The organism is Streptomyces sp. NPDC107581 (genome assembly GCF_055657175.1).
This window is the reverse complement of sequence record NZ_JBVKBH010000007.1, coordinates 331014-356091: the sequence shown is the minus strand read 5'-3', so window position 1 is coordinate 356091 and position 25078 is coordinate 331014. Positions and strand designations below refer to the sequence as shown.

Here is a 25078-nt window from a genome sequence, read left to right as displayed (position 1 = left end):
AAATAGGACATGAGGGATTAGAGGGATTAGCTGACTGTGACACGGAAGGAGTAATTTGCTCACGGCCCGGTTCGCGACAAATCGGACGAGTTCCTGTTAAGTCAATGCATGTCTGTCGTTATCAGATGATCAAGAACATACCGGCCGTGATCCGATACCGCCCGGGCTGGACCGGTGGGCGCTATCGGTGATCGAAACAGGACCGGATACGCTGACTTGAGTGATGGCAGCGACCTATCGACAAACCGTGTAACCGCCAGCAGACACCAGCAGACAGGAGACCCCTCGTGACCGTCGTCGGGCCGTTCGGGCTGAGCGTGCGGGACCAGGCTCTGGAAGCCGATGTCCAGGCCGGATTGGCGGCTGTCGAGGAAGGCTTGCTCGAAGCCACCAAGAGCGAGGTCCCGTTCATCACGGGGGCCGCGCAGCACCTCGTACGGGCCGGTGGGAAGCGGTTCCGGCCGCTGCTCGTGATGCTCGCGGCACAGTTCGGCGATCCGTACGCGCCGGGCGTCGTACCGTCTGCCGTCGTCGTGGAGCTGACCCATCTGGCCACGCTGTACCACGACGACGTCATGGACGAGGCGGCCGTGCGGCGCGGTGTGGACAGCGCCAACACGCGCTGGGGCAACTCCGTCGCGGTCCTGACCGGCGACTTCCTCTTCGCCCGTGCCTCCCAGATCCTCGCCGACCTCGGCCCCGAGGCGGTCCGGGTGCAGGCCCTCGCGTTCGAGCGGCTGGTCACCGGGCAGATCCTGGAGACCGCGGGTCCCTCGGACGGCCGCGACCCGGTCGAGCACTATCTGGACGTGCTCGGCGGCAAGACGGGATCGCTGGTGGCGGTCTCCTGCCGGTTCGGCGCGATGATGTCCGGCGCCGACGAGACGGTCGTCGACGTGCTCACCCAGTACGGCGAGCGGCTCGGGGTCGCCTTCCAGCTCGCCGACGACGTCCTGGACATCGCCTCCGACTCGCGCGAGTCCGGCAAGACCCCGGGAACCGACCTGCGCGAGGGCATCCCGACGCTGCCCGTGCTCCGGCTGCGCGAGCGCGCCGCACGCCTCGGCCTGCCCGAGGACCTCGCCCTGTGCGAGCTGCTGGACTCCGACCTCAGCGACGACGCCCGGCTCGCCGAGGCGCTCACCGCCCTGCGGGCGCACCCCGCGCTGGAGCAGGCCCGCCGGGACACCGTCCGGTACGCGGAGGAGGCGCGGTCCGTGCTGGCCCCGCTGCCGGAGTGCGACTCCAAGGCGGCGCTGATCGAGCTGTGCGACGCGGTGGTGCACCGGGCCGGCTAGGCCTGTCGAACGGAACGGGCCAGGCTCGTCGGTCGGAACAGGTCAGGCCGGTCGGGCGCATCGGGCGAGGCCGGTCGGGCGCATCGGGCGAGGCCGGTCGGTTGGATCGGGCCAGGCCGGTTGCGTGCATCGGGCAAGGCCGGTCGGGCGGATCAAGACGGGATCGCGGGGGCTGCCCGCGGTGAGTGCGAGGGCGGTGTCTCCCACCGGACCCCTACGGGTCGGGGGAGGTGCCGCCCTCGCTTGTCATACCGCAGGCGTACACGGAGTTGCCTCCGAGGTCTGACGCTTCCGCGCGGCCGATTTGGTCAGATGGAAACCACGGAAATCACCACTCCTCACCGATTCGGGTGAGAATGGCGGCTCAGGTGGACCAGAGTGAGGACAGCCGCCGCCGACGACGGAGGTAAGGCACAGATGGCACCGTACGAATCCGACGACGCAGCGGGCGCCACGCCGGACGAGGACCTGCGCTCGGGCCGCCGCAAGGCCGCCCGGTACGTGGTCCCGGTCGCGGTGGTGGGGGTGGCGGCGGCCACGATCGGGCTGGTCCCGGCGCTTGCCGACTCCGGTGACCCCGACCTGCCCAGGATCACCGCCCAGCAGCTCATCGAGAAGATCGCCAAGTCGGACGTGCAGCAGCTGTCCGGCACGGTGAAGGTCAGCACCGACCTCGGCCTGCCGGACCTCGGCGGCCTGGAGAGCAGCCTGGCCTCGGGGGCTGCCCAGGGCGGCGGTGACGGCTCCTCCGCGGACCCGAAGTCCAAGCTCACCGAGCTGGTATCCGGCACGCACACCCTGCGCGTGGCCGTCGACGGCCCGGACCGGCAGAAGCTGTCGCTGCTGGAGAGCGGCGCCGAGTACAGCCTCATCCACAGCGGCAAGGACGTGTGGGGCTACGACAGCAAGAGCAACGAGGTCTACCACGGCACCGAAGCCGCCTCCGGCAAGGAGCACCGGGCCGAGCGGCCGGCCACGCCCAAGGACTTCGCCGACGAGGCCCTGAAGTCGGTCGACGACACCACGTCCGTGACCGTCGACGGCACCGCCCAGGTCGCCGGACGCGACGCCTACAAGCTGCTGATCAAGCCCAAGCAGTCCGGCACCACGGTCGGCGCGATCAGCATCGCCGTGGACGCGAAGACGGGGCAGCCGCTGAAGTTCACGCTGACGCCGAAGAGCGGCGGCGCCGCCGTGCTCGACGCGGGCTTCACGCAGGTCTCCTTCGCCGAGCCGGCCGCCTCCACCTTCGACTTCACCCCGCCCAAGGGCGCGAAGGTCACCGAGGAGAAGCCGGGGTCCAAGGCGCCGGAGCACGCCCCGAAGTCCGGCGAGGACCTCGCCAGGGGCCTGGACGGTGCCACCGTGCTCGGCAAGGGCTGGACGTCCATCGCCACCTTCGGCACCGGCGCCAAGGGCGGCCTGCCGTCCGGCTCCGAGGGCGGCGCCTTCGGCGGCTTCCTCGGCTCGCTCGGCGACCAGGTGTCCGGCAAGTTCGGCAAGGGCACGGTCTTCTCCACCCGACTGGTCAACGCCCTGATCACCGACGACGGCAAGGTGTACGCCGGCGCGGTCACCAAGGACGCACTGGTGAAGGCGGCGAACGAAGGGAAGTGACCTCCCGGGGCCCGCGGGGTGCCCGGACAGGGTCCGGACACCCCGGTGCGCTCCGGGGACACGACGAATCGAGGGACCGATGCACGAACCGTCCGCCGCGGAGCGGCACTCGGGGGACACGGCGGAGCGGGACGCGGGGGGCCCGGCGGAGCGGGACGCGGGAGATACGGCGGAGCAGGCCGCGCAGGACGCGCGGGCGCACGTCATCGCCACGCGCGGCCTCACCAAGCGCTACCGCGGCGGGCAACTCGCCGTCGACGGCCTCGATCTGACCGTCCCTGCGGGCAGCGTCTTCGGCTTCCTCGGCCCGAACGGCTCCGGCAAGACCACCACCATCCGCATGCTGATGGGCCTGATCGAGCCGACCTCGGGCACGGCCCGGGTACTGGGCCTCCCCATGCCCCGGGCCGGCCGCGCCGTCCTCCCGCAGGTCGGCGCCCTGATCGAGGGCCCGGCCCTGTACGGCTTCCTCTCCGGCCGGGACAACCTGCTGCGCTACGACGCCGCCGACCCGACCGCCGACCCGCGCACCCGGCGCGCCCGCGTCGGCGCCGCCCTGGAACGGGTGGGCCTCGCAGCCGCCGCGGGCAAGAAGGCCAAGGCGTACTCGCTCGGCATGAAGCAGCGTCTGGGCCTGGCCGCCGCACTTCTCCAGCCGCGCAGACTGCTCGTCCTGGACGAGCCGACCAACGGCCTCGACCCGCAGGGCATGCGGGAGATCCGCGCCCTGATAAGGGAGTTGGCCTCCGACGGCACGACCGTCTTCCTCTCCTCGCACCTCCTCGACGAGATCGAGCAGGTGTGCACGCACGCGGCGGTGATGGCACAGGGCCGCCTCGTCACACAGGGCGTGGTGGCCGATCTGGCGGCCGGGGCGCGCGGCCGGCTGGTGGTGACCACGCCGGATCCGGGCGAGGCGGCCCGGGTGCTGAAGGAGCAGGGCATCGGGGACGTCACCGCGGACGGCGACCGGGTGTCCGGCGAGCCGCCCGCACAGGACCTCGCCGAGGTGAACGCGGCACTGGTCGCGGCGGGTGTCCGGGTCCGGGGCTTCACGCTCGAACGGGCCTCTCTGGAGGACGCGTTCATGGCACTGACGGGGGAGGGATTCGATGTCGCGGGCTGAGGCGCTCAGGACACCGGCCGCCGCGGGCCCCGGCCGTCCGAGTCCCCTGTGGACCTTCGGGCTGCTGCGCAGCGAGCTGGTCACCACCGTGCGCCGCTGGCGCACGCTCGCGCTGCTGGGGGTGCTGGCGGCGGTGCCGGTGCTGATCGGGATCGCGGTGAAGAGCCAGACACGGGACGGCTCGACGGCGGGCCCGGGCGGCGGCGACGGACCGGCGTTCATCGCGCAGGTCACCGACAACGGCCTGTTCCTGGTGTTCACGGCCCTGGCCGCGACCCTGCCGTTCTTCCTGCCGATGGCCGTCGGCGTCGTCGCGGGTGACGCGATCGCGGGCGAGGCGGGCGGCGGCACCCTGCGCTATCTGCTCGTCGCCCCGGCCGGCCGCACTCGTCTGCTGCTCGCCAAGTACACGACCGTCATGGCCTTCTGCGTGCTGGCCACCCTGGTCGTGACCGTCTCCGCGCTGATCGTCGGCGCGCTGCTCTTTCCGCTGGGCGAGCTGACGACCATCTCCGGCACCCGCATCAGCTTCGGTGAGGGGCTCGGCCGGGCGCTGCTGATAGCCCTGGTCGTCGCCGCCTCGCTGATCGGCGTCGCGGCCCTCGGCCTGTTCGTGTCGACCCTGACCAACAGCGGTATCGCGGCGATGGCGACCACGGTGGGTCTGCTCATCACCGTCCAGATCCTGGACCAGATACCCCAGTTGCACGCACTCCAGCCGTACCTCTTCTCCCACTACTGGCTGTCCTTCGCCGACCTGGTGCGCGACCCCGTCTACTGGGACGACCTGGTGAAGAACCTCGGCCTTCAGGCGTTGTACGCGGCCGTGTTCGGCTCGGCGGCCTGGGCGCGGTTCACGACGAAGGACATCAGCGTGTAGGCCGATGGGCATCAGCGTGCAGGGCGAGGGGCACCAGCGTGCGGGGCGAAGGACACCAGCGTGCAGGACGGAGCGGGCGCGCGGTGCGCGTCAGGGCGCGGGGGCGTGCCTCAGGCGTTCTGGCGCGGGAAGGCGGCTCGGCTCGGGCATCCCGGTGCGGCAGGGCGGCGGCGCCTGCTCACGCGTCCTGGTGCGGGAAGCGGGCGAGCGGTGCCTCCTGCGCGAAGAACGTCTTCGCGCGGGTCAGCGCCTCGGTGTCCCTGCGCACGTCCCCGGGCCCGCTGCCGTTGCCCAGCAGGACCCCGCCGAAGCGCATCCCCATGTAGGCGGCCGAGTTGTTGAGCGTGCCGATCAGGGGACCGGCGACGGAGGGCTCCCGGTCCGCGAGCGCCGTGACACCCCACAGCGTGCGTCCGGCCAGGGTGGCCTTGAAGCCGATGCTCGGGATGCGCAGCCAGCCCGACCAGTGGTCCAGGTAGCGCTTGGTGAGGCCGGACACCGAGTACCAGTACAGCGGCGAGGCGATCACGATGTCGGTCGCGGCGAGGGTGGCCTCGAGCAGCAGACCGGCGGTGGTGTCCGGGGCGGGCCGTACGTGGTCGCTGTCGTGGCGCAGGTCCACGAAGTCGGGCAGCGAGTGGTCGGCGAGGCGGATCCACTCCTGCTCCACCTCCCCGGGCAGCTGCTCGGCGGCCTCGCGGGCCAGCAGTTCGGTGTTGCCGTCCAGACGGGCGCTGCCCAGGACGAAGAGGAAGCGGCGGCTCATGGGTCCCCCAGAGTGAGCGTTGGCGTACCAGGAAAGCAAGCACGTGCATTATATGCACACACAACAATCATTCTCCAGGGTGCGGCTGGTGCGATGCTGTGACGTCGCGGTGACGCGGGAGCCGCGCGGAACAGACAGACTGGTTGGTAGGACGCGTACGACCGGATCGCGGCGCCGGGGGAGTGAGGGAACACCGATGTCTCGACTCAGCTTCGAGAAGAAGCGGGCGCAACAGCCCGCGGCACACCCTGCGGCGGTGCATGTCCGGGTGTCCGGCGCGGACAGCGCGTCGGTGGGCGGTACGGCGATCGTCGCCGCACCGGGCGAGGACATCCAGCAGGCCGTGCTGAACCACCTCCAGCGCCTGGCGATCAGCCTGGGTGCCCCCATACGCGCCACGGTCCACGACGACCTGGCCGGCTGCATGGTCCCCCTGGAGGTCGCGGCGGACGGCTCCAGCCGGGTGGCGGGGGATCCGGTGCGGGTCGCTCCGCGGGCGGTGCCGAGCGGGACGCAGCCGCAGGCGGCGCGGCCGGGCCCGTTGGGTTCGGTGCAGGTGCCCACGGGGGAGTTCGGGCCGGCGCCCGTCATGGGCCCGCCCTCGACTCCGACCCCCGCGCCGACCTACGCGTCGGCAACCGAGCCGGCAACCGAGCCGGCAACCGAGCCGGCAACCGAGCCGGCCGCCGAGCCGGCCGCCGAGCCGGCCGCCGAGCCGGCCGCCGAGCCGGCCGCCGAGCCGGCAACCGCGCCGGCTGCGGAGCCGGCAGTCGTTCCGTCCGCCGGGCCGAGCGCCGAGCCCAGCGCCGGGCCGGCCGCCGTGGATGCCCGCCCTGCCGCCGTCGCCGTACCCGAACGAGTCCCCGCGTCCGCACGTACACCGGAGCCCGCCCCCTTGCCGGTCACGGAGGCTCCCGTGGCGGTCACGGAGGCTCCGCTGCCGGTCATGGAGGCACCCTTGCCGGTCACTGAGGCCCCCCTGCTCGTCCCGGAGACCATGCTGCTCCTCCCGGAGGCCATGCTGGAGCCCGCTCCGGCCACGTCCTCCTCGCCCACCCCCGCCCGCGGCTTCGACGCCGTGGCCGAGGAGGTGCTCGGGGACGAGCCCGTCACCGAGACCGCGGAGGGCGCCGCGCTGCTCACCGCTCCGATGGCGCGGATCAACGAGGCCGTGCGGGACGGCCGTATCGCCGCCGCGGCCGAACTCGCCGACCGCACGGTCATCGAGGCGTCCGGTGTGCTGGGCCCGCGCCACCCCGAGGTGCTGCACCTGCGTGAACTGACCGCCTATATCGCCTACTTGGCGGGCGAGCCGGACCGCTCCTTCCACCTCTCCCTGGACCTTGCCCGGCTGCGCCGCCAGGCCATGGACGCGGAGGCGGCCTACGGCAACGTGCAGAGCGCGGCCACGGCCTGGCGTGCCGTGCGCGACCCGGAGGAGGGTCTGCGCCTCGGCCGTGACCTGATCGACCTGTGGACGGATCTCATGGCGGAACCGGGGCCCGCCGCCGACGACCCGGGGCCGCTGGAGTCCGCCCGCGCCCGCATGGCCCGCCTGACCGACCGTGCGGCCAGGGCGGCACAGGTGTAGTCGGCCGTGGAACGCCTCGGGCGGCACAGGTGTGACCGGCCGTGGAACGCCTCGACGGTGCAGGTGTGACCGGCCGTGGAACGCCTCGGGCGGCGCGTGTGTGACCGGTCGGGGCACCCCTCGGCGGCCAGGGCGCAGGGCCCTTCGGCAGGGGGTCTAGTGCACGCAGAACTCGTTGCCCTCGGGGTCTGCCATCACCACCCACGCGCCGGCGGGCTCCTTCGCCTCGTGCAGGATGCGCGCCCCGAGGGCCTCCAGCCGTGCCACCTCGTCCGCGCGGCGCCCGTCGCCGGGGTGCAGATCGAGGTGGAGCCGGTTCTTGACGGTCTTGGACTCCGGGACGCGCTGGAACAGCAGCCGTCGCCCCAGCCCGGTGCCGGTCTCCGGGTCGTGGGGATCGTCGGGATGCCGTACCGCGATCAGATCACGGAAGGCGGGGCGGCCGTGGTACTCGGCGGTGGCCTCGCCGGGCAGCGCGCCGAGGGCCAGCAGCCGTTCCACGAGGGCGCTGTTGTCCTCGGCCTCGTAGTGCAGTGCCGCGGCCCAGAAGTCGGCCTGGGTGTGCGGGTCGGCCGCGTCGATGACGAGCTTCCAGTGCAGGGGGGCAGGCGTATGCGTCGGCATGGCCCACTTATAGCGCCCGCCTCTGATACTCGGCCTCCGTCAGGCGTCCACCGGAGCGGAGCTGGGCGTGTCGACGCGGGGCGGTGCGGCCATCGCCCGCGGCCGGCGCGCGGAGCGCAGGGCGTTCCAGGTGAGCAGCCCCAGTGCCAGCCAGACCAGCGCGAAGCCGGCCCAGCGCTCGGGCGGCATCGCCTCGTGGAAGTAGAGGATGCCGAGCAGGAACTGGAAGACGGGGGCCAGGTACTGGAGCAGCCCCAGCGTGGACAGCGGCACGCGGATCGCCGCCGCGCCGAAGCAGACCAGCGGCAGCGCGGTGACGATGCCGGTCGAGGCGAGCAGGGCGGAGTGCCCGGCGCTGCCGGTGGCGAACGTGGCCTCGCCGCGCGCGGTGAGCCAGAGCAGATAGCCGAGCGCGGGCAGGAACTGCATCGCGGTCTCGGCGGCGAGTGACTCGATGCCGCCGAGGGCGACCTTCTTCTTCACCAGCCCATAGGTCGCGAACGAGAGGGCGAGGCAGAGGGAGATCCACGGCGGGCGGCCGTAGCCGATGGTCAGGACGACCACGGCGGCGAAGCCGACCCCGACCGCCGCCCACTGTGCCGGCCGCAGCCGTTCCTTCAGGAGCAGGACGCCCATCGCGATGGTCACCAGCGGGTTGATGAAGTACCCGAGGGAGGCCTCGACCACATGGCCGGAGTTCACGGCCCAGATGTAGACGCCCCAGTTCACGGTGATCACGGCCGCGGCCGCCGCGATGAGCGCCAGCCGCCGCGGCTGCCGCAGCAGTTCCCCGGCCCAGGCCCAGCGCCGTACGAAGAGCAGGGCGACCGCGACGAAGCCGAGGGACCACACCATGCGGTGGGCCAGGATCTCCATGGCCCCCGCGGGCTTCAGCAAGGGCCAGAACAGGGGGACCAGCCCCCACATGCCGTAGGCGGCGAAGCCGTTCAACAGGCCTGTCCGGTGCTCACTCCTGGATGTCCCGGCCATGGGCCCCTCCCTCTCACTCCACGCACGCGAGAACGAAGGTAGCGTCGGACACCCCCGGATGTCATGCCCGTATCGCCATACGGTCATGACAGCCGAGGGTGGCGGCGCTCAAGCGGCCACTGGCCCCAGGCGACCACTGGCCCCAGGCGACCACGGGCCCCTGAGCGATCACGGGGCGCTCACGCGATCACGGGTGTTCAAGTGCCCGCAGCGAAAGCCGTCAGCCCTTGAGCGCGGCGGTGACCGCCTCGGCGAGCGGGGTGGTCGGGCGGCCCGCCAGGCGGGAGAGGTCACCGGTGGAGACGACCAGCTCGCCCTTCCCGATGGAGGCGTCCACGCCGACGAAGATCTCCACGAAGTGCGCGGGCAGTCCGGCGCCGGCCAGGATGCCCTGCAGGACCTCGCCGGTGACGGCGTTGTAGGCGATCTCCTTGCCGGTCTGCCGGCTCAGCTCGGCCGCGTACTCGGCGAACGCCCACGCCTCGTCGCCGCCCAGCTCGTACGTCTTGTTCTCGTGGCCCTCGCCGGTCAGTACGGCGACCGCGGCGGCGGCGTAGTCGGCGCGGGAGGCGGAGGAGACCCGGCCCTCACCGGCCGCCGCGACGACCGCGTTGTGCTCCAGCACCGGGGCCAGGTTCTCGGTGTAGTTCTCGTGGTACCAGCCGTTGCGCAGCAGCGTGTACGGCAGGCCGGAGGCGAGCAGCACCTCCTCGGTGGCCCGGTGGTCGTCGGCGAGCGCGGCCGTGAGGCTGCCCGGGGCGCTGGTGTACGCGAGCAGCGCCACGCCCGCCGCCCTGGCGGCCTCGATGACGACCGTGTGCTGCTGCACCCGGCCCTTGTCGAACTCGTTGCCGGAGATCAGCAGGACCTTGTCACCGGCGGTGAACAGTCCGCCGAAGGTCTCGGGGGTGTTGTAGTCGGCGACGGCGAGCCGCACTCCGCGGGCCTCGAAGTCGGCGGCCTTGGCCTCGTCGCGCACGACGGCGGTGATCCGCTCCGCCGGAACCTTCTCCAGCAACTGCTCCATGACGTGACGGCCGAGGTGTCCGGTGGCTCCGGTGACGACGATGCCCATGCTTCAGAACTCCTTGAGGGGGTGGCTTTGACACTCACCCTAGGAGCTGCACTAACTGAGTGAAAGTACCCACTTTGAAGTAAGGTACTGGCATGGCGGTAAGTAAATATCGGCCGCGTACCGGCGCCGAGGCCGAGGCCCTGTGTCCCTACCGGCTCGTCCTGGAGCACGTCACCAGTCGCTGGGGCGTCCTCGTGCTGATCGAGCTGCTGGAGGGCTCGCGGCGGTTCAGCGAGCTGCGCAGGTCCATCGACCGGGTGGGCCGCATCAGCGAGAAGATGCTCACCCAGACCCTTCAGACCCTGGAGCGCGACGGCCTGGTCCACCGGGACGCCAAGCCGGTCATCCCGCCCCGCGTCGACTACTCGCTCACCGGCCTCGGCCGCGAGGCCGCCGAGCAGGTGCGGTCCCTGGCCCAGTGGACGCACGAGCGCATGGGCGAGGTGGAGAAGGCCCGCGTCGTCTACGACGAGGCCCGGGAACTGCGCTCCCGGGCCTCATGATCGAACGCGGTGGCGAGGGCGGTGCCGACGGCGACCGCCCTTGATCCCGGTGGTGCGCCGGCCGACGACCGACCCTGGTCCCCGGTGCGCCGGCCGGCGACTGCCCTTGGTCCCCGGTGGCGCTGGCCGGCGACCGCACTTGGTCCCCGGTGGTGTCAGCCGACGACCGTCCAGGTGTCGCCGCCGGCCAGCAGCGCGGCCAGGTCGCCCTTGCCGCGCTGTTCGACGGCCGTGTCCAGCTGCTCGGCCATCTGGGTGTCGTAGACCGGCCGTTCCACGGAGCGGAACACGCCGATCGGGGTGTGGTGCAGCGTGTCGGGGTCGGCCAGCCGGGAGAGGGCGAAGGCGGTGGTGGGGGACGCGGCCCGCGCGTCGTGCACCAGGATGTCCGCCTCGTTCTCCGCGGTCACCGTCACCACCTTCAGGTCGCCGGTCAGGCGGTCCCGGACGACCCCGCGCGTGCCGTCGGCCCCGAAGCGGATCGGCTGCCCGTGCTCCAGCCGGATCAGCGCCTCGTCGGCCTGCTGCTTGTCCTTCAGGGCGTCGAAGGCGCCGTCGTTGAAGATGTTGCAGTTCTGGTAGATCTCGATCAGGGCCGTGCCCGGGTGCCCGGCGGCCGCGCGCAGTACCTCGGTCAGGTGCTTGCGGTCGGAGTCGATCGTCCGGGCGACGAAGGACGCCTCCGCGCCGATCGCCAGCGACACCGGGTTGAAGGGCGCGTCCAGGGAGCCCATCGGGGTCGACTTGGTGATCTTGCCGACTTCGGAGGTGGGGGAGTACTGGCCCTTGGTCAGGCCGTAGATCCGGTTGTTGAACAGCAGGATCTTGAGGTTGACGTTGCGGCGCAGGGCGTGGATCAGGTGGTTGCCGCCGATGGACAGGGCGTCGCCGTCACCGGTGACCACCCACACGCTCAGGTCCCGCCGCGAGGCGGCGAGGCCGGTGGCGATCGCCGGGGCGCGGCCGTGGATGGAGTGCATCCCGTAGGTGTTCATGTAGTACGGGAAGCGGGAGGAGCAGCCGATGCCGGAGACGAAGACGATGTTCTCCTTGGCCAGGCCCAGCTCCGGCATGAACCCCTGGACGGCGGCGAGGATCGCGTAGTCACCGCAGCCGGGGCACCAGCGCACTTCCTGGTCGGACTTGAAGTCCTTCATCGACTGCTTGGCCTCGGCCTTGGGGACGAGCTGTAGCAGCCCGTGCGTGGCGTCAGTCATCGATGGCCTCCTTCAGCGCGGCGGCGAGCTGCTCCGCCTTGAACGGCATGCCGTTGACCTGGTTGTACGAGTGGGCGTCGACCAGGTACCTCGCCCGGATCAGGGTGGCCAGCTGCCCGAGGTTCATCTCGGGGATCACCACCTTGTCGTACCGCTCCAGCACCGCGCCGAGGTTGCGCGGGAACGGGTTGAGGTGGCGCAGATGGGCCTGTGCGATCGACTCGCCGGCCGCGCGCAGCCGTCGTACCGCCGCGGTGATCGGCCCGTAGGTCGAGCCCCAGCCCAGGACCAGCGTCTTCGCCTCGTGCGGGTCGTCGACCTCGATGTCCGGGACCTCGATGCCGTCGATCTTGGCCTGCCGGGTGCGGACCATGAAGTCGTGGTTGGCCGGGTCGTAGGAGATGTTGCCCGTGCCGTCCTGCTTCTCGATGCCGCCGATGCGGTGCTCCAGGCCCGGCGTGCCCGGGACCGCCCACGGGCGGGCCAGCGTCTGCGGGTCCCGCTTGTACGGCCAGAAGACCTCGGTGCCGTCCTCCAGGGTGTGGTTCGGGCCGGAGGCGAACTGCACCCTGAGGTCCGGCAGCTCGTCCAGGTCCGGGATCCGCCAGGGCTCGGAGCCGTTGGCCAGGTAGCCGTCGGAGAGCAGGAAGACGGGGGTGCGGTAGGTCAGCGCGATCCGGGCCGCCTCCAGGGCCGCGTCGAAGCAGTCGGCCGGCGTCTTCGGGGCGATCACCGGGACCGGCGCCTCGCCGTTGCGCCCGAACATGGCCTGCAGCAGGTCCGCCTGCTCGGTCTTGGTGGGCAGGCCGGTCGAGGGGCCGCCGCGCTGGATGTCCACGACCAGCAGGGGCAGCTCCAGGGAGACCGCGAGCCCGATCGTCTCGCTCTTGAGCGCGACACCGGGACCGCTCGTCGTCGTGACCGCGAGCGAACCGCCGAAGGCCGCCCCGAGCGCCGCGCCGATGCCGGCGATCTCGTCCTCGGCCTGGAAGGTACGCACACCGAAGTTCTTGTGCCGGCTCAGCTCGTGCAGGATGTCGGAGGCCGGTGTGATCGGGTACGAACCCAGGAACAGCGGCAGATCCGCCTGCTGCGAGGCGGAGACCAGGCCGTAGGCGAGGGCCAGGTTCCCGGAGATGTTGCGGTAGGTGCCGACCGGGAATGCCTTGGCGGCCGGGGCGACCTCGTAGGAGACCGCGAAGTCCTCGGTCGTCTCGCCGAAGTTCCAGCCCGCGCGGAAGGCCGCGATGTTGGCCGCCGCGATGTCCGGCTTCTTCGCGAACTTCGACTGCAGGAACTTCTCGGTGCCCTCGGTGGGCCGGTGGTACATCCAGCTCAGCAGGCCCAGCGCGAACATGTTCTTGCTGCGCTCGGCCTCCTTGCGGGAGAGGGCGAACTCCTTCAGCGCCTCCACCGTGAGGGTGGTCAGCGGCACCGGGTGCAGGCTGTAGCCGTCCAGCGAGCCGTCCTCCAGCGGGGAGGCCGCGTAGCCGACCTTCTGCAGGGCACGCTTGGTGAACTCGTCCGTGTTGACGATGATCTCGGCGCCGCGCGGCAGATCGCCGATGTTGGCCTTCAGGGCGGCCGGGTTCATCGCGACCAGCACGTTCGGCGCGTCGCCCGGGGTGAGGATGTCGTGATCGGCGAAGTGGAGCTGGAACGAGGAGACGCCGGGCAGGGTGCCGGCGGGGGCGCGGATCTCGGCAGGGAAGTTCGGCAGGGTGGAGAGGTCGTTGCCGAAGGACGCGGTCTCCGAGGTGAAGCGGTCACCGGTGAGCTGCATGCCGTCACCCGAGTCCCCCGCGAACCGGATGATGACCCGGTCCAGACGCCGGACATCCTTGGTTCCGCCCGGTTTGCGCTGCTCTCCCACGACGGTTCCGTCGGCCTGCTCCGCTGGGCTGCTGACCTGGCTGGTCACTGAACTGGACCTCCTTCGAGGCGGCTGTCCGGGCATGGTCGTCCCACGGACCATCCCAGGATCAACCCTACGTCGGTTAGGGTCGCCTTCCCGGGGCCATCCGCAGAATGGACGGCGTTTCGAGACGGCCTGTCGCGCTGATTTGTCATGTTTCCCGCACCACTGGAGCGTCGTGGGGGACGCTTCCCGCGCTTCCCGCGTCGTTCGGTTCCCGCAGCCGGCCTGTCACCCGGACATCCGGCCTCCACAGAAGCCGGACGGACTGACACGGTGCTGACACAGTGTCAGGCCGTCACGAGTTGAGATAGGTCAGGACGGCCAGAACACGCCGGTGATCACCGTCGCTCTGGGACAGGCCGAGCTTCAGGAAGATGTTGCTGACGTGCTTCTCCACGGCTCCGTCACTGACCACCAGCTGGCGGGCGACGGCCGAATTCGTCCTGCCCTCGGCCATCAGCCCCAGCACCTCGCGCTCACGCGGAGTGAGGCCCGCCAGGACGTCCTGCTTGCGGCTGCGCCCGAGCAGCTGCGCGACGACCTCCGGGTCCAGCGCCGTGCCGCCCCCGGCCACCCGCACCACCGCGTCGACGAACTCGCGTACCTCGGCGACCCGGTCCTTGAGCAGATAGCCCACGCCCCGGCTGGAACCGGCCAGCAGTTCGGTGGCGTAGCGCTCCTCCACGTACTGCGACAGCACCAGCACCCCGAGGCCCGGATGCGTCTTGCGCAGCAGTACGGCCGCCCGCACGCCCTCGTCCGTGTGCGTCGGCGGCATCCGTACGTCCGCCACCACCACGTCGGGCAGCGCGCCCTGCGCATCCAGGTCGGCAATGGTCTTGACCAGCGCCTCCGCGTCCCCGACGCCCGCCACCACATCGTGCCCGCGGTCGGTCAGCAACCGGGTCAGGCCCTCTCTGAGCAGCACCGAATCCTCGGCGATGACCACCCGCACCCTGTCCTCCACGATCTCCCGGCCCCCCACTGCCCGACCTTCCGGCGACGGTTTTTTCGTACGGAAGTCCAGCATTCCAGCAATCGGGCCGCTCCGCGCAGGGGGCAGGGAAACAGGGCCGGGGTGTCGTGAAGCACACGGGGGCGTGGGCGCTCAGGCCCGCCAGGGCAGTTCGGCGATCACGCGGGTGGGGCCGCCCGCCGGCGAGTCCACGACGAGGACTCCGTCCACCGCGCCCAGGCGGCCGGCCAGGCCCGCCAGGCCCGAGCCCCGGGAGGCGTCCGCGCCGCCCACCCCGTCGTCCATCACCTGGATGAGCAGCCGGTCCGCCGCGCGCCACACGTCGACCGCGGCGGAGCGTGCCCCGCTGTGCTTGCTGATGTTCTGCAGCAGCTCGGAGACGGTGAAGTAGGCGATGCCCTCGATGGCCGGCGCCGGCCGGGCCGGCAGGTCGACCTCCACCTGCACCGGCACCGTGCAGCGGGAGGCGACCGAGGACAGGGCCGCGTCCAGACCGCGGTCGGTGAGCACGGCCGGATGGATGCCCCGGGCCAGGTCGCGCAGCTCCTGCAGGGCCGTCTTCACCTCGCCGTGGGCGTCGTCCACCATCCGGGCCGCCGCCTTCGGGTCCTCCCGCAGCTTCTCCTTCGCCAGACCCAGGTCCATGGCCAGGGTCACCAGCCGGGCCTGCGCCCCGTCGTGCAGATCCCGCTCGATGCGGCGCAGGTCGGCGGCCGCCGTGTCCACCACGACCCCCCGGTCCGACTCCAGCTCCACGACCCGCGCCGACAGCCGCGACGGGCCGAGCAGACCGCGCACCAGCAGCCCGTCCACCGTCGTCAGCGCCCGGACGATCCACGGCGTGGCCAGCGTGAACAGCAGCCCGACCAGCGCGGTCACGGTGATCTCGAACGGGTTGTCGAGATAGACGCTGTGGTGCGCGTCGCCGTACAGCTGCAGGCCGCCCTGGCCGCCGTACATCGGGAACACCCAGAACCACAGCGGGTACGTCAGCAGCGCCCACCCGTACGTCCAGAAGCTCAGCGCCACGACGAACGAGAACACCGCCCAGGGGAACTGCAGCAGCGCGTACAGCAGAGCCCGCCAGGAGCTCCCGCTCTTGAGCACCGCGCCCACCCAGGCGAGTACCCCTGGCTTGCCGGGCCGCAGTGGTTCCGGCTCGGCCACGTCCAGGCGCAGCAGCGCGCGCGCCCGCGTGCGCTCCAGGGCGCCGAAGCCCCGGCAGCCGGCGAGCGCCGCCGCCAGCACCGGGATCCCGAGGAAAGTCACCAGCAGGCCGGCGCCCAGCGCCACCATCGTGACCGACCAGCAGAACAGCACCACCGCGATCGGCAGGCCCAGCAGCACGTACCCGAACTCGCGCCAGCTGCGGGCCTCGACGGGCGCCCGCAGCGGGGCGGGCAGCAGATGGCGCCGTTCCCCGCCGGGGGCGGCGTGGCCCGATCCGGCCGGATGCCCGTGTCCCCGCCCGTACCCCTGTCCGTACTCCGTGGCCATCGGTGTCGTCCCGTTTCTGCTCGTCCTGCACGGCGGTGCTGCCGTGTATCCCAGCCTGGTACGCCGCGACGCACCGGGCCATGGAGGCCGTCGGCGTCTTGAGCGGGGGGTTTTCCCCACCCTCCGGGGGCGCCGGCTGCCTTTCGCCTCCCGCGGGGGTGCCGCCGGCGCCGGCCGTCCATCGCCTTCCGAAGGGTCCCGGCCGCTTCACGCCCTTCGCGGTGGGTGCGCCGGGTGGTTTCTGTGGTTGGTGGGTGCGGTGGGTGCGGTGGGTGCGGTGGGTGTGTCGGGTGGTTTCTGTGGTTGGTGTGGTGGGTGTGCTGTGTCGGGTGGTTCCTGTGGTTCGTTCGGGGGGCGTGCCGGGTGCCTCTCGCTCTGTGGTGGGCGGCCGGTCAGTCGTCAGTCCTTGCGGTCCCGCCAGGGCAGCTCCGCGGTGACCACCGTGGGCCCGCCGGCCGGGGAGTCGACGACGAACAGGCCGTCCACGGCGCCCAGCCGCTCCGCCAGGCCCCGCATGCCGCTGCCGCCCTCCAGCCGGGCGCCGCCGTGACCGTCGTCCCGGACCTGGATGAGCAGCCGGTCCGCCGACCGCCACACGTCCACGGATGCGGAACGCGCCCCGCTGTGCTTGCTGATGTTCTGCAGCAGCTCGGAGACGGTGAAGTAGGCGATGCCCTCGATGGCCTGCGCCGGCCGGGCCGGCAGGTCCGCGGTCACCTTCACCGGCACCGTGCAGCGGGAGGCGACCGAGGACAGGGCCGCGTCCAGGCCGCGGTCGGTGAGCACGGCCGGATGGATGCCCCGGGCCAGGTCGCGCAGCTCCTGGAGCGCGAGCTTCACCTCGCCGTGCGCCTCGTCCACCATCGCCGCGACGCTGTCGTCGACCTGGCCCTCCAGCAGCTTCTCCTTGGCCAGACCGAGCCCCATGGCCAGGTTCACCAGCCGGGCCTGCGCCCCGTCGTGCAGGTCCCGCTCGATGCGCCGCAGGTCGGCCGCCGCGGTGTCGACCACCACCCCGCGGTCCGACTCCAGTTCGGCGATACGGCGTTCCAGCTCGTCGGAGGGCGACAGCAGCCCGCGCACCATCGCACGGTCCACGTTGGCCAGCCCCCGCGCGATGAACGGAAGTACCGGCCACAGCACGAACAGCGAGGTCAGCACGGTGCAGAAGGTGAGGATGCCCCAGGGCAGCCGGATGAAGTCGTACAGCAGCGTCCGCCAGCCCACCGGGTCCTTCAGCGCCAGCCGCAGCCGCTGCACCGGCCCGCCGCCCCGGGAGATCGGCAGCGGTGACGGCTCCTCCACGTGCACCCCGAGCAGCGCCCGGGACCGGCTCCGCTCCAGCTTGCCGAGCCGCCGGGCACCCAGCAGCGAGACGGCCAGCAGCGGGAGCCCGATCACCGTGAGGGTGAGGACTGAGCCGGTGAGTACCGTCGTGCACGCGTAGACGAAGCCGAACACCGACACCGGCAGGTTCAGCAGGAGATGCGCGATCTCCTTCCAGGTGTGCCGGTCGTAGGCGAACCGGACCGGAGGAAGGCGGTCGGGGCCGTCGGTGCGGTCGGCGGCGGAGGCGGGAACGGTCATACGGGCCAGCCTGCCGTGCCCGGTACCTCCTGCGCCATGCGGTCCGCCGCCTCCGTGTCCTGGGGAAAACCCCACCCCTCGCACGGTCCACGTGTCTCACGCAGTGACGGGCCGCTTACCGTGTCTTTATCAGGGCCTAGACTCCCGTGCGTACAGATCCTCGAATCACGGTGCGGCACAGGGTTCACAAAGGTCACGAGGTCAGGGAGCGAGGCGGACGGTGCGGGAGACGTTGGGGGACTCGACGGTCGCCGCGGCGGACGTTGCGGCGGGCTACTTCCGGTCCTACTCGGTCGTGGGACTGCTCGCCGTCGTGGGCGTGCTCTTCGTCGCGGTCGCCTTCGGCGCGGGCCGCCTGCTGCGCCCGGTCGTACCCACCCCCGAGAAGCTTCTGACGTACGAGTGCGGTGTCGACCCCGTCGGCGAGGGCTGGGCCCACACCCAGGTCCGCTACTACGTCTACGCCTTCCTCTACGTGATCTTCGCGGTCGACTCGATCTTCCTCTTCCCCTGGGCGACGGTCTTCGCCGCCCCCGGCTACGGCGCGACGACCCTGGTGGAGATGTTCATCTTCCTCGGGTTCCTCGCCGTGGGCCTGCTGTACGCCTACAAGAAGGGAGTCCTGGCATGGACGTGAACGCCTCGACTCCGTCGGTCTCCGAGCCCGTGCTGCTTCCCGAGCCCAAGCGGCTGGGCGCGCTCGCCCGGCTTGCGCCCGAGCCGATGAAGGTCGTCCTGAACTGGGGCCGCCGCTACTCGCTGTGGGTGTTCAACTTCGGTCTCGCCTGCTGCGCGATCGAGTTCATCGCCGCGTCGATGGCCCGCCACGACTTCATCCGCCTCGGCGTGATCCCCTTCGCGCCGGGCCCCCGCCAGGCCGACCTGATGGTCGTCTCCGGCACGGTGACGGACAAGATGGCACCGGCCGTCAAGCGCCTGTACGAGCAGATGCCGGAACCGAAGTACGTCATCTCCTTCGGCGCCTGCTCCAACTGCGGCGGCCCGTACTGGGACTCGTACTCCGTCACCAAGGGCGTCGACCAGATCATCCCGGTCGACGTGTACGTCCCCGGGTGCCCGCCGCGTCCCGAGGCGCTCCTGCAGGGCATCCTCAAACTCCAGGAGAAGATCGCCCGCGAGTCGCTGAGCGAGCGGTACGGGACGTCCAGGCCGTCCGCGGCCGCCCTGCAGAGCGGCTTGGTGAAGCCCCCGGCCCCTGCTTCTGCTTCTGCCTCTCCAACTGCTCCTGCTCCTGCTTCTGCTTCTGCTGCGGGTTCTGCTGCTGCTCCTGACCTCGGCTCCGGCACCGGCTCAGGTTCCGACTCGGGTTCCGGTTCGGGCTCGGGTTCCGGTTCGGGTTCCGGTTCGGGCTCGGGCTCCGTCGAGGGGGACGCGCGATGAGCACGGCCGGCTGGCTGCCCGCCCCCGCCGAGGAACTCTTCGGCGCGCAGGCCACGGCCGAGGAGTCGTACGAGGTCCTGACGGTGGACGTCCCGCCGTCCGCCTGGCTCACCGCTCTGGAGACGGCCCGTACGACCCTGGCCTGCACCTACTTCGACTGGCTGAGCGCGGTCGACGAACCGGGCACGGGCTTCCGCGTGTCCGCCCACGTCGTCGCCCTCTCCCCGGTCCGCCGGCTCCTGCTGCGGACGACGGTCCCGCACGAGGCGGCGACGCTGCCCTCCGCCGTCGGCATCTACGCGGGAGCGGCCTGGCACGAGCGCGAGACCCACGAGATGTTCGGGGTCGTCTTCGAGGGCCACCCGGGACTGGAACACCTCCTCCTTCCGGAGACCTTCGAGGGTCACCCCCTGCGCAAGGACTTCGTCCTCGCGGCCCGTGTGGCCAAGGCGTGGCCGGGGGCCAAGGAGCCGGGCGAGTCCGAGCACGGCGGGCCCAAGCGCCGCCAGATGCTGCCGCCGGGCGTCCCGGACCCGAACGAGTGGGGCCCGCTGAAGGGCCAGCTGCCTCCGGCCCCGGCACGCCCGGCCCGGGGCACGGCACGCGCGGCGGGTGCGGCGGGAGAGCGTCCCGCACGTGCGGCCGGGGAGCGTCCGGCGCGCGCGGCCGCGGGCGAGCGTCCGGTACGGCGGTCACGTACGGCGGCGGAGGGCTCGGCGAGCCAGGCGGCGGCGGAAGGCGCCGCCGAGGCCCCGGCGGCACCCGAGCCCCGTCCGGCGCCGACCGGTCCGCGCCGCGCGCGCAGCGCCTCGCAGGGCTCGGCCTCGCAACGCACCGGCACCCCCGAACCGCAGGCGCCCACCGAGCCGCCGGAACCGGACGGCTCCGCCCGCCGGAGCACGGCCCCGCACACCTCGGACGCCCCCTGGCACCATGCGCGCCCGGCATTCGACGAGCACCGGACGCCGGAAGGACAGCCGGAGCCGAAGCAGACACCGGAAGGGCAACAGGCGCCGGAGCAGGCCCCGGAGCCGAGGCAGACGCCCGAAGCGCAGGAGTCGCCCGAAGCACAGCAGGCACCGAAGCCGAAGCAGACACCGGAATCGGAGCCGGCGCCGAAGCAGGTACCGGAGTCGGAAGGGGCCCCGGAGGAGAACCGGGCGTCCGAACCGCAGCCCGGCGCCGCCAAGGCGCCCGAAGTCGAGGCATCTGAAGCTGCCGAGGCATCTGAAGTCGCCAAGGCATCCGAAGCCCCCGAGGCATCCGAAGCCCCCGAGGCACCCGGAGCCCCCGAGGCGCCCGAAGCTGCCAAGGCGCCCGAAGTCGCCAAGGCGCCCGAAGCTGCCAAGGCGCCCGAAGTCGCCAAGGCGCCCGAAGCTGCCAAGGCGCCCGAAGTCGAGGCATCCGAAGCTCCCGAGGCCCCCGAAGACCACAGCACCCCCGACGACCCCACTGGAGGCCCGCAGTGAACGACGCGCTGGACGTCGCCCTGCGACTCCTGGTCGTGTTCGTCGTCTTCCTCACCTTCCCCCTGATCGTCGGCCAGACCGAACACAAGGTGATGGCCCACATGCAGGGCCGCCTCGGCCCGATGTACGCCGGAGGCTTCCACGGCTGGGCCCAGCTCATCGCCGACGGCGTGAAGTTCGCGCAGAAGGAGGACGTGGTCCCGGCAGGAGCCGACCGCCGTGTCTTCCAGCTGGCCCCCGCCGTGGCCCTGCTGCCGTATCTGCTCGTCCTGCTCGCCATCCCGATCGGGCCGAGCGAGGGAGCGGTCGGCCAGGTCCTGGACGCGGGCATCTTCTTCGTGCTCGCGGTGATGGGCGTCGGCGTCCTCGGCTCGCTGATGGCCGGCTGGGCCAGCGCCAACAAGTTCTCCCTGCTCGGCGGCCTGCGCACGGCCGCCCAGCTGCTCGCCTACGAACTTCCGATGCTGCTCGCCGCGGCCTCCGTCGCCATGGCGGCCGGAACCGTCTCCCTCCCGGGCATCCTGCACGCCTTCCACTGGTGGTGGCTGCCCTGGCAGATCGTGGGCGCGGTCGTGTTCTTCGTGGCCGGCCTCGCCGAGCTGCAGCGCCCGCCCTTCGACATGCCCGTCGCCGACTCGGAGATCATCTTCGGCGCGTACACCGAGTACACGGGCCTGCGCTTCGCCCTGTTCCTGCTCGCCGAGTACGCCGGCATCGTCGTCCTGTGCGGTCTGACCACCGTCCTCTTCCTGGGCGGCTGGCACGGCCCCTGGGGCACCGACGGCCTGGGCTGGCTGTGGACCCTGCTGAAGACCGCGATCCTCGCCTTCGTCGTCATCTGGCTCCGCGTGACCTACCCCCGGCTGCGCGAGGACCAGCTCCAGAAGCTCTCCTGGACCCTCCTCGTGCCCCTCTCCCTCGCCCAGATCGCCCTCACCGGCATCGTCAAGGTGGTGATCTCCTAATGGCCCCCCTTCCCGGCTCCGGCCTCGCCAAGGGCCTCGCCGTCACCCTCCGCACGATGACGAAGAAGACGGTCACCGAGCAGTACCCGGACGCCCAGCCCGAGCTGCCGCCCCGTACCCGCGGTGTGATCGGCCTGTTCGAGGAGAACTGCACGGTCTGCATGCTGTGCGCCCGCGAGTGCCCGGACTGGTGCATCTACATCGACTCCCACAAGGAGACGGTCCCGCCGGCCGCCCCCGGCGGGCGCGAGCGCAGCCGCAACGTCCTCGACCGGTTCGCCATCGACTTCTCCCTGTGCATGTACTGCGGTATCTGCATCGAGGTCTGTCCTTTCGACGCGCTGTTCTGGTCCCCGGAGTTCGAGTACGCCGAGACCGACATCCGCGAGCTGACCCACGAGCGCGACAAGCTCCGCGAGTGGATGTGGACCGTCCCGGCCCCGCCCGCCCTGGACGCCGGCGCGGAGGAGCCGAAGGAGATCGCCGCCGCCCGCAAGACCGCCGAGAAGCTGGCCGCCGCACAGGCCGAACCGCAGGAGGGAGAGTCGTGAGCCTCGCCGCAGCACAGCACGGCTTCCTGTCCCCGACCGGTGTCGAGATCGCCTTCCTGCTCGTCGGCCTGGTCACCTTCGGCGCCGCCGTCGTCACCGTCACCACCCGGCAGCTGATCCATGCCGCCCTGTGGCTGGTGGTCACCCTCGGCGGCCTCGCCGTCGAGTACCTCCTGCTCACCGCCGAGTTCATCGCCTGGGTGCAGGTCCTCATCTACGTCGGTTCCGTCGTCGTCCTCCTCCTGTTCGGTCTGATGCTCACCAAGGCCCCCATCGGCCGCTCCCCGGACGCCGACTCCGGCAACCGCTGGATCGCCCTCGCCGTCGCGGTGGCCGCCGGCGGCGCCCTGGTGTGGGTGGTCGTCGACGCCTTCCGCACGACCTGGATCGACCTGAACGGCCCGGCTGCCGGCACCACCCGCGTCACCGGCGAGAGCCTCTTCCAGAACTGGGTCCTGCCTTTCGAGGCCCTCTCCGTCCTCCTCCTCGCGGCCCTGGTCGGTGCGATCGTCCTGTCCCGCAGGGCGAAGGCGGACGCGGACTACGGCACACCGGCGTCCGGCACACCGGCCGGCGCGGACACCCCTGTGGTCCTCCCCGGTGAGAAGGAAGGCGCCCGCTGATGCATCTCGCCTATCCCGCGGTCCTCTCCGCCCTCCTCTTCTGCACCGGCCTGTACGGCGTCCTCGCCCGTCGCAACGCGATCCTGGTCCTGATGTCGGTCGAGCTGATGCTCAACGCCGTCAACCTCAACCTGGTCGCCTTCGACGTCTGGCTCAGCCGGGCCACCGAGGAGACCCTGCACTCCGGCCAGGCGCTGACCCTGTTCACCATCGCCATCGCCGCCGCCGAGATCGGCATCGGCCTCGCGATCGTGCTCGCCGTCTACCGCAACCGCGGCACCTCCGACATCGACAAGCTCCGCGACACCGCCGAGGGCCCCGACAGCGAAGGCCCCGACAGCGACACCTCCGCGGCCGAGAAGGCTGAGGCCACCGCGTGACCACGACCACCCTCGCCGTCCTCGTCCCCCTCCTGCCGTTCCTGGGCGCCGCGGCCGGTCTGCTCCTGGGCCGTACCGCCCCCGGGTTCGTCCGTCCGCTCGCCGTCCTGCCCACTTTGGCCGCGCTGGTGCTGGCGGCACTGATCGCCGTACGGCAGGGCGGCGGCCGGACGATCGAGGCCCACACCGAGCTGACCCCGACCGGCTCGGTGCCGATCGAGCTGGCCCTGGACATCGACGGCTTCGCCGCGCTCGTCGCCGTCCTGGTCGCCCTCATCGCCACCTGCGTGCAGATCTACTCGACCGGCTACCTGCGCGACGACCCGCGCTATCCCTCCTACGCGGCCCTCGTCTCCCTGTTCACCTCCGCGATGCTCGTGGTCGTCTACTCCGGCGACCTGATCGTGCTGCTGGTCGGCTGGGAAGTCATGGGCATCTGCTCCTACTTCCTCGTCGGCCACTACTGGGAGACCCCGGAGGCCCGCGCCGCCTCCCTGAAGGCCTTCCTCGTCACCAAGCTCGGTGACGTGCCGTTCCTCATCGGCCTCTTCGCCCTGGGCACGGACGCCGGATCGTTCCGGATCACCCGTGTCCTCGGCACCGTGGCGAGCGGCGGCATCGATCACCCGACCCTGATCGCCCTGCTGCTGCTCGCCGGCGTGGCGGGCAAGTCGGCCCAGTTCCCGCTGCACACCTGGCTCCCCGACGCGATGGCGGGCCCGACGCCCGTCTCGGCTCTGATCCACGCCGCGACGATGGTCGCCGCCGGTGTCTACTTCGTCGCCCGTCTCCTCCCGGTGTTCGAGGCGTCCCAGGCCGCGATGGTGGTCCTCGCCGTCATGGCCGCCGTCACGATGACCGGCTCCGGCCTCGCCGCGCTCGCCCAGGACGACATCAAGCGCGTCCTCGCCTACTCGACGATCGGCCAGCTCGGCTACATGACCGGCGCCCTCGCCGTCGGCGACCGCGGTGCCGCCGTCTTCCACCTCCTCGCGCACGGCGCCTTCAAGGCGCTGCTGTTCCTCGCGGCCGGCGTGATCATCCACGCCGCCGGAACCAACTCGCTGGCCGCCATGTCCCGGATGAGCCACCTGCGCGACCGCATCCCGGACGCCTACTGGACGATGACCGTGGCGCTGCTCGCGCTCGCCGCGATCCCGCCGTTCAGCGGCTTCTTCTCCAAGGAGTCGGTCCTCGGCGCCGCCGAGCACGTGGCCACCGGCCACACCGACCACGCCCCCGGCGCGGCGGGCTGGATCGTCCTCGTCGCCGGTCTGCTCGCGGCCCTGCTCACCGCCGCCTACGCCGCCCGGCTGTGGCTGCTGGCCTTCCGCGGCCGGGGCGCCGAGGCTCCCGACCACGGCCGCCAGCCGCTGGCCATGACCGCGGTGCTGTGGGTCCTCGCCGTGCCGTCCCTCGCCTTCGGCGGGCTGGCCTACCGCTCGCTGCCCGGCTGGTTCGACGGCCGCGACCTGACCCCGACCCTCCTCACCTCCATCCTCGGCACCGGTCTCGCGCTGGTCGGCGGACTCCTCGTGTACGGCGCCTGGCAGCGCACCGGCGCGCTCGCCGCCCGCACCCCGGCAGCACCCGCGCCCTCCTTCGACTGGGAGCGGCTCCAGGGCGAGGCCGCCGCGCACCCGGAGGGCGACGCGAGCCTGGTCGAGGCCCACACCCTCGGTGAGCACGGGCCGGCCTACCGCGACCTGGCCCACGCGCCCGACCCCGGCCGGCTGCTGCTCGGCCCGTTGTACCGGCACGCGGCCGTCGGCTTCCACCTGGACGCCGTCTACTCGGCGCTGTTCGTCCGCCCGGTCCAGGCCGGAGCGAGTCTCGTCCGGTTCCTCGACCGCGAGGTCGTCGACACCTACGTACGCGGCGCGGCCGCCCTGCCCCGCCTGCTCGGGGCCGCCGTACGGCGCGCGCAGACCGGCAATGTGCAGACCTATGTGAGCGCGCTGCTCGCCGGCACCGTCGTCCTGGCGGTCGCCGTCCTCCTCGTCGCCACGGGAGCGTGAGCAGGC

At 71.8% G+C, this 25078-nt stretch carries 23 protein-coding genes; 14 read left to right on the top strand and 9 right to left on the bottom strand.

What is annotated here, in order from left to right; translation table 11 throughout:
- Positions 1–287 precede the first annotated feature (287 nt).
- From ACZ7P3_RS20540 to ACZ7P3_RS20525, 4 genes are all read left to right on the top strand, one after another.
- Positions 288–1298 carry a polyprenyl synthetase family protein gene (locus ACZ7P3_RS20540; protein ID WP_472083570.1) on the top strand — a complete coding sequence of 337 codons (1011 nt, stop codon included), beginning with the start codon at positions 288–290 and terminating at the stop codon, positions 1296–1298.
- Between the two features lie 417 nt (positions 1299–1715).
- Positions 1716–2915, top strand: coding sequence for a LolA family protein (locus tag ACZ7P3_RS20535; RefSeq protein ID WP_472083568.1), 1200 nt, complete (start codon positions 1716–1718; stop codon positions 2913–2915).
- A 79-nt stretch (positions 2916–2994) separates the two neighbouring features.
- The gene (locus ACZ7P3_RS20530; protein ID WP_472083566.1) at positions 2995–4041 is read left to right on the top strand and encodes an ABC transporter ATP-binding protein; all 1047 of its coding nucleotides are present in this window, start codon (positions 2995–2997) and stop codon (positions 4039–4041) included.
- Positions 4028–4921: an ABC transporter permease gene (locus tag ACZ7P3_RS20525; protein ID WP_472083564.1), complete on the top strand. Its 894-nt coding sequence runs from the start codon at positions 4028–4030 to the stop codon at positions 4919–4921. The genes ACZ7P3_RS20530 and ACZ7P3_RS20525 overlap by 14 nt, the downstream gene beginning before the upstream one ends.
- A gap of 178 nt (positions 4922–5099) precedes the next feature.
- On the opposite strand, the gene ACZ7P3_RS20520 is transcribed toward ACZ7P3_RS20525, so the two are convergent.
- A complete protein-coding gene (locus ACZ7P3_RS20520; RefSeq protein WP_472083562.1) occupies positions 5100–5687 on the bottom strand; it encodes a flavodoxin family protein in 588 nt (195 codons plus the stop codon).
- Positions 5688–5883: 196 nt separating this feature from the next.
- Here ACZ7P3_RS20520 and ACZ7P3_RS20515 point away from each other — a divergent pair, with 196 nt between their 5' ends.
- Positions 5884–7278 carry a tetratricopeptide repeat protein gene (locus ACZ7P3_RS20515; RefSeq protein ID WP_472083560.1) on the top strand — a complete coding sequence of 465 codons (1395 nt, stop codon included), beginning with the start codon at positions 5884–5886 and terminating at the stop codon, positions 7276–7278.
- 156 nt (positions 7279–7434) lie between these two features.
- Here the strand turns inward: ACZ7P3_RS20515 and ACZ7P3_RS20510 are convergent, their stop codons facing one another.
- The 3 genes from ACZ7P3_RS20510 to ACZ7P3_RS20500 form a co-directional block, all read right to left on the bottom strand.
- Positions 7435–7902 (bottom strand): VOC family protein, encoded by a 468-nt coding sequence (locus tag ACZ7P3_RS20510; protein WP_472083558.1) that lies wholly within the window; start codon positions 7900–7902, stop codon positions 7435–7437.
- Between the two features lie 39 nt (positions 7903–7941).
- Entirely contained in the window at positions 7942–8892 is a 951-nt protein-coding gene (gene rarD, locus ACZ7P3_RS20505) for an EamA family transporter RarD (RefSeq protein WP_472083556.1), read from the bottom strand.
- Between the two features lie 220 nt (positions 8893–9112).
- Complete coding sequence (locus ACZ7P3_RS20500) at positions 9113–9967, bottom strand: SDR family oxidoreductase (protein WP_472083554.1); 855 nt, start codon at positions 9965–9967, stop codon at positions 9113–9115.
- 92 nt (positions 9968–10059) lie between these two features.
- Between ACZ7P3_RS20500 and ACZ7P3_RS20495 the strand changes: the two genes are divergently transcribed.
- On the top strand, positions 10060–10470 hold the full coding sequence (locus ACZ7P3_RS20495; RefSeq protein WP_472083552.1) for a winged helix-turn-helix transcriptional regulator: 411 nt from the start codon (positions 10060–10062) through the stop codon (positions 10468–10470).
- Between the two features lie 155 nt (positions 10471–10625).
- Here ACZ7P3_RS20495 and ACZ7P3_RS20490 read toward each other — a convergent pair whose 3' ends face one another.
- The 5 genes from ACZ7P3_RS20490 to ACZ7P3_RS20470 form a co-directional block, all read right to left on the bottom strand.
- Positions 10626–11687, bottom strand: coding sequence for a 2-oxoacid:ferredoxin oxidoreductase subunit beta (locus ACZ7P3_RS20490; RefSeq protein ID WP_472083550.1), 1062 nt, complete (start codon positions 11685–11687; stop codon positions 10626–10628).
- Positions 11680–13608 carry a 2-oxoacid:acceptor oxidoreductase subunit alpha gene (locus tag ACZ7P3_RS20485; protein WP_472083548.1) on the bottom strand — a complete coding sequence of 643 codons (1929 nt, stop codon included), beginning with the start codon at positions 13606–13608 and terminating at the stop codon, positions 11680–11682. The genes ACZ7P3_RS20490 and ACZ7P3_RS20485 overlap by 8 nt, the downstream gene beginning before the upstream one ends.
- Positions 13609–13900: 292 nt before the next feature.
- Entirely contained in the window at positions 13901–14560 is a 660-nt protein-coding gene (locus ACZ7P3_RS20480) for a LuxR C-terminal-related transcriptional regulator (protein ID WP_472083881.1), read from the bottom strand.
- Between the two features lie 153 nt (positions 14561–14713).
- Complete coding sequence (locus ACZ7P3_RS20475) at positions 14714–16078, bottom strand: sensor histidine kinase (protein WP_472083546.1); 1365 nt, start codon at positions 16076–16078, stop codon at positions 14714–14716.
- A 399-nt stretch (positions 16079–16477) separates the two neighbouring features.
- Positions 16478–17665 (bottom strand): sensor histidine kinase, encoded by a 1188-nt coding sequence (locus ACZ7P3_RS20470; RefSeq protein ID WP_472083544.1) that lies wholly within the window; start codon positions 17663–17665, stop codon positions 16478–16480.
- A gap of 220 nt (positions 17666–17885) precedes the next feature.
- Here ACZ7P3_RS20470 and ACZ7P3_RS20465 point away from each other — a divergent pair, with 220 nt between their 5' ends.
- The 8 genes from ACZ7P3_RS20465 to ACZ7P3_RS20430 are packed head-to-tail and all read left to right on the top strand — an operon-like array spanning position 17886 to position 25072.
- Positions 17886–18302 (top strand): NADH-quinone oxidoreductase subunit A, encoded by a 417-nt coding sequence (locus ACZ7P3_RS20465; RefSeq protein ID WP_361114917.1) that lies wholly within the window; start codon positions 17886–17888, stop codon positions 18300–18302.
- Positions 18293–19066: an NADH-quinone oxidoreductase subunit B gene (locus ACZ7P3_RS20460; protein WP_472083542.1), complete on the top strand. Its 774-nt coding sequence runs from the start codon at positions 18293–18295 to the stop codon at positions 19064–19066. The genes ACZ7P3_RS20465 and ACZ7P3_RS20460 overlap by 10 nt, the downstream gene beginning before the upstream one ends.
- On the top strand, positions 19063–20535 hold the full coding sequence (locus ACZ7P3_RS20455) for an NADH-quinone oxidoreductase subunit C (RefSeq protein WP_472083540.1): 1473 nt from the start codon (positions 19063–19065) through the stop codon (positions 20533–20535). Before ACZ7P3_RS20460 ends, ACZ7P3_RS20455 begins: the two co-directional genes overlap by 4 nt.
- Positions 20532–21500, top strand: a complete 969-nt coding sequence (locus ACZ7P3_RS20450) for a complex I subunit 1/NuoH family protein (RefSeq protein ID WP_472083538.1) — start codon at positions 20532–20534, stop codon at positions 21498–21500. Before ACZ7P3_RS20455 ends, ACZ7P3_RS20450 begins: the two co-directional genes overlap by 4 nt.
- Complete coding sequence (locus ACZ7P3_RS20445) at positions 21500–22051, top strand: NuoI/complex I 23 kDa subunit family protein (protein WP_472083536.1); 552 nt, start codon at positions 21500–21502, stop codon at positions 22049–22051. Before ACZ7P3_RS20450 ends, ACZ7P3_RS20445 begins: the two co-directional genes overlap by 1 nt.
- The gene (locus ACZ7P3_RS20440; RefSeq protein WP_472083534.1) at positions 22048–22674 is read left to right on the top strand and encodes an NADH-quinone oxidoreductase subunit J family protein; all 627 of its coding nucleotides are present in this window, start codon (positions 22048–22050) and stop codon (positions 22672–22674) included. Before ACZ7P3_RS20445 ends, ACZ7P3_RS20440 begins: the two co-directional genes overlap by 4 nt.
- Positions 22674–23054, top strand: coding sequence for an NADH-quinone oxidoreductase subunit NuoK (gene nuoK / locus ACZ7P3_RS20435; RefSeq protein ID WP_472083532.1), 381 nt, complete (start codon positions 22674–22676; stop codon positions 23052–23054). Before ACZ7P3_RS20440 ends, nuoK begins: the two co-directional genes overlap by 1 nt.
- A complete protein-coding gene (locus tag ACZ7P3_RS20430) occupies positions 23051–25072 on the top strand; it encodes an NADH-quinone oxidoreductase subunit 5 family protein (protein WP_472083530.1) in 2022 nt (673 codons plus the stop codon). Before nuoK ends, ACZ7P3_RS20430 begins: the two co-directional genes overlap by 4 nt.
- The last annotated feature ends 6 nt before the right edge of the window (positions 25073–25078 follow it).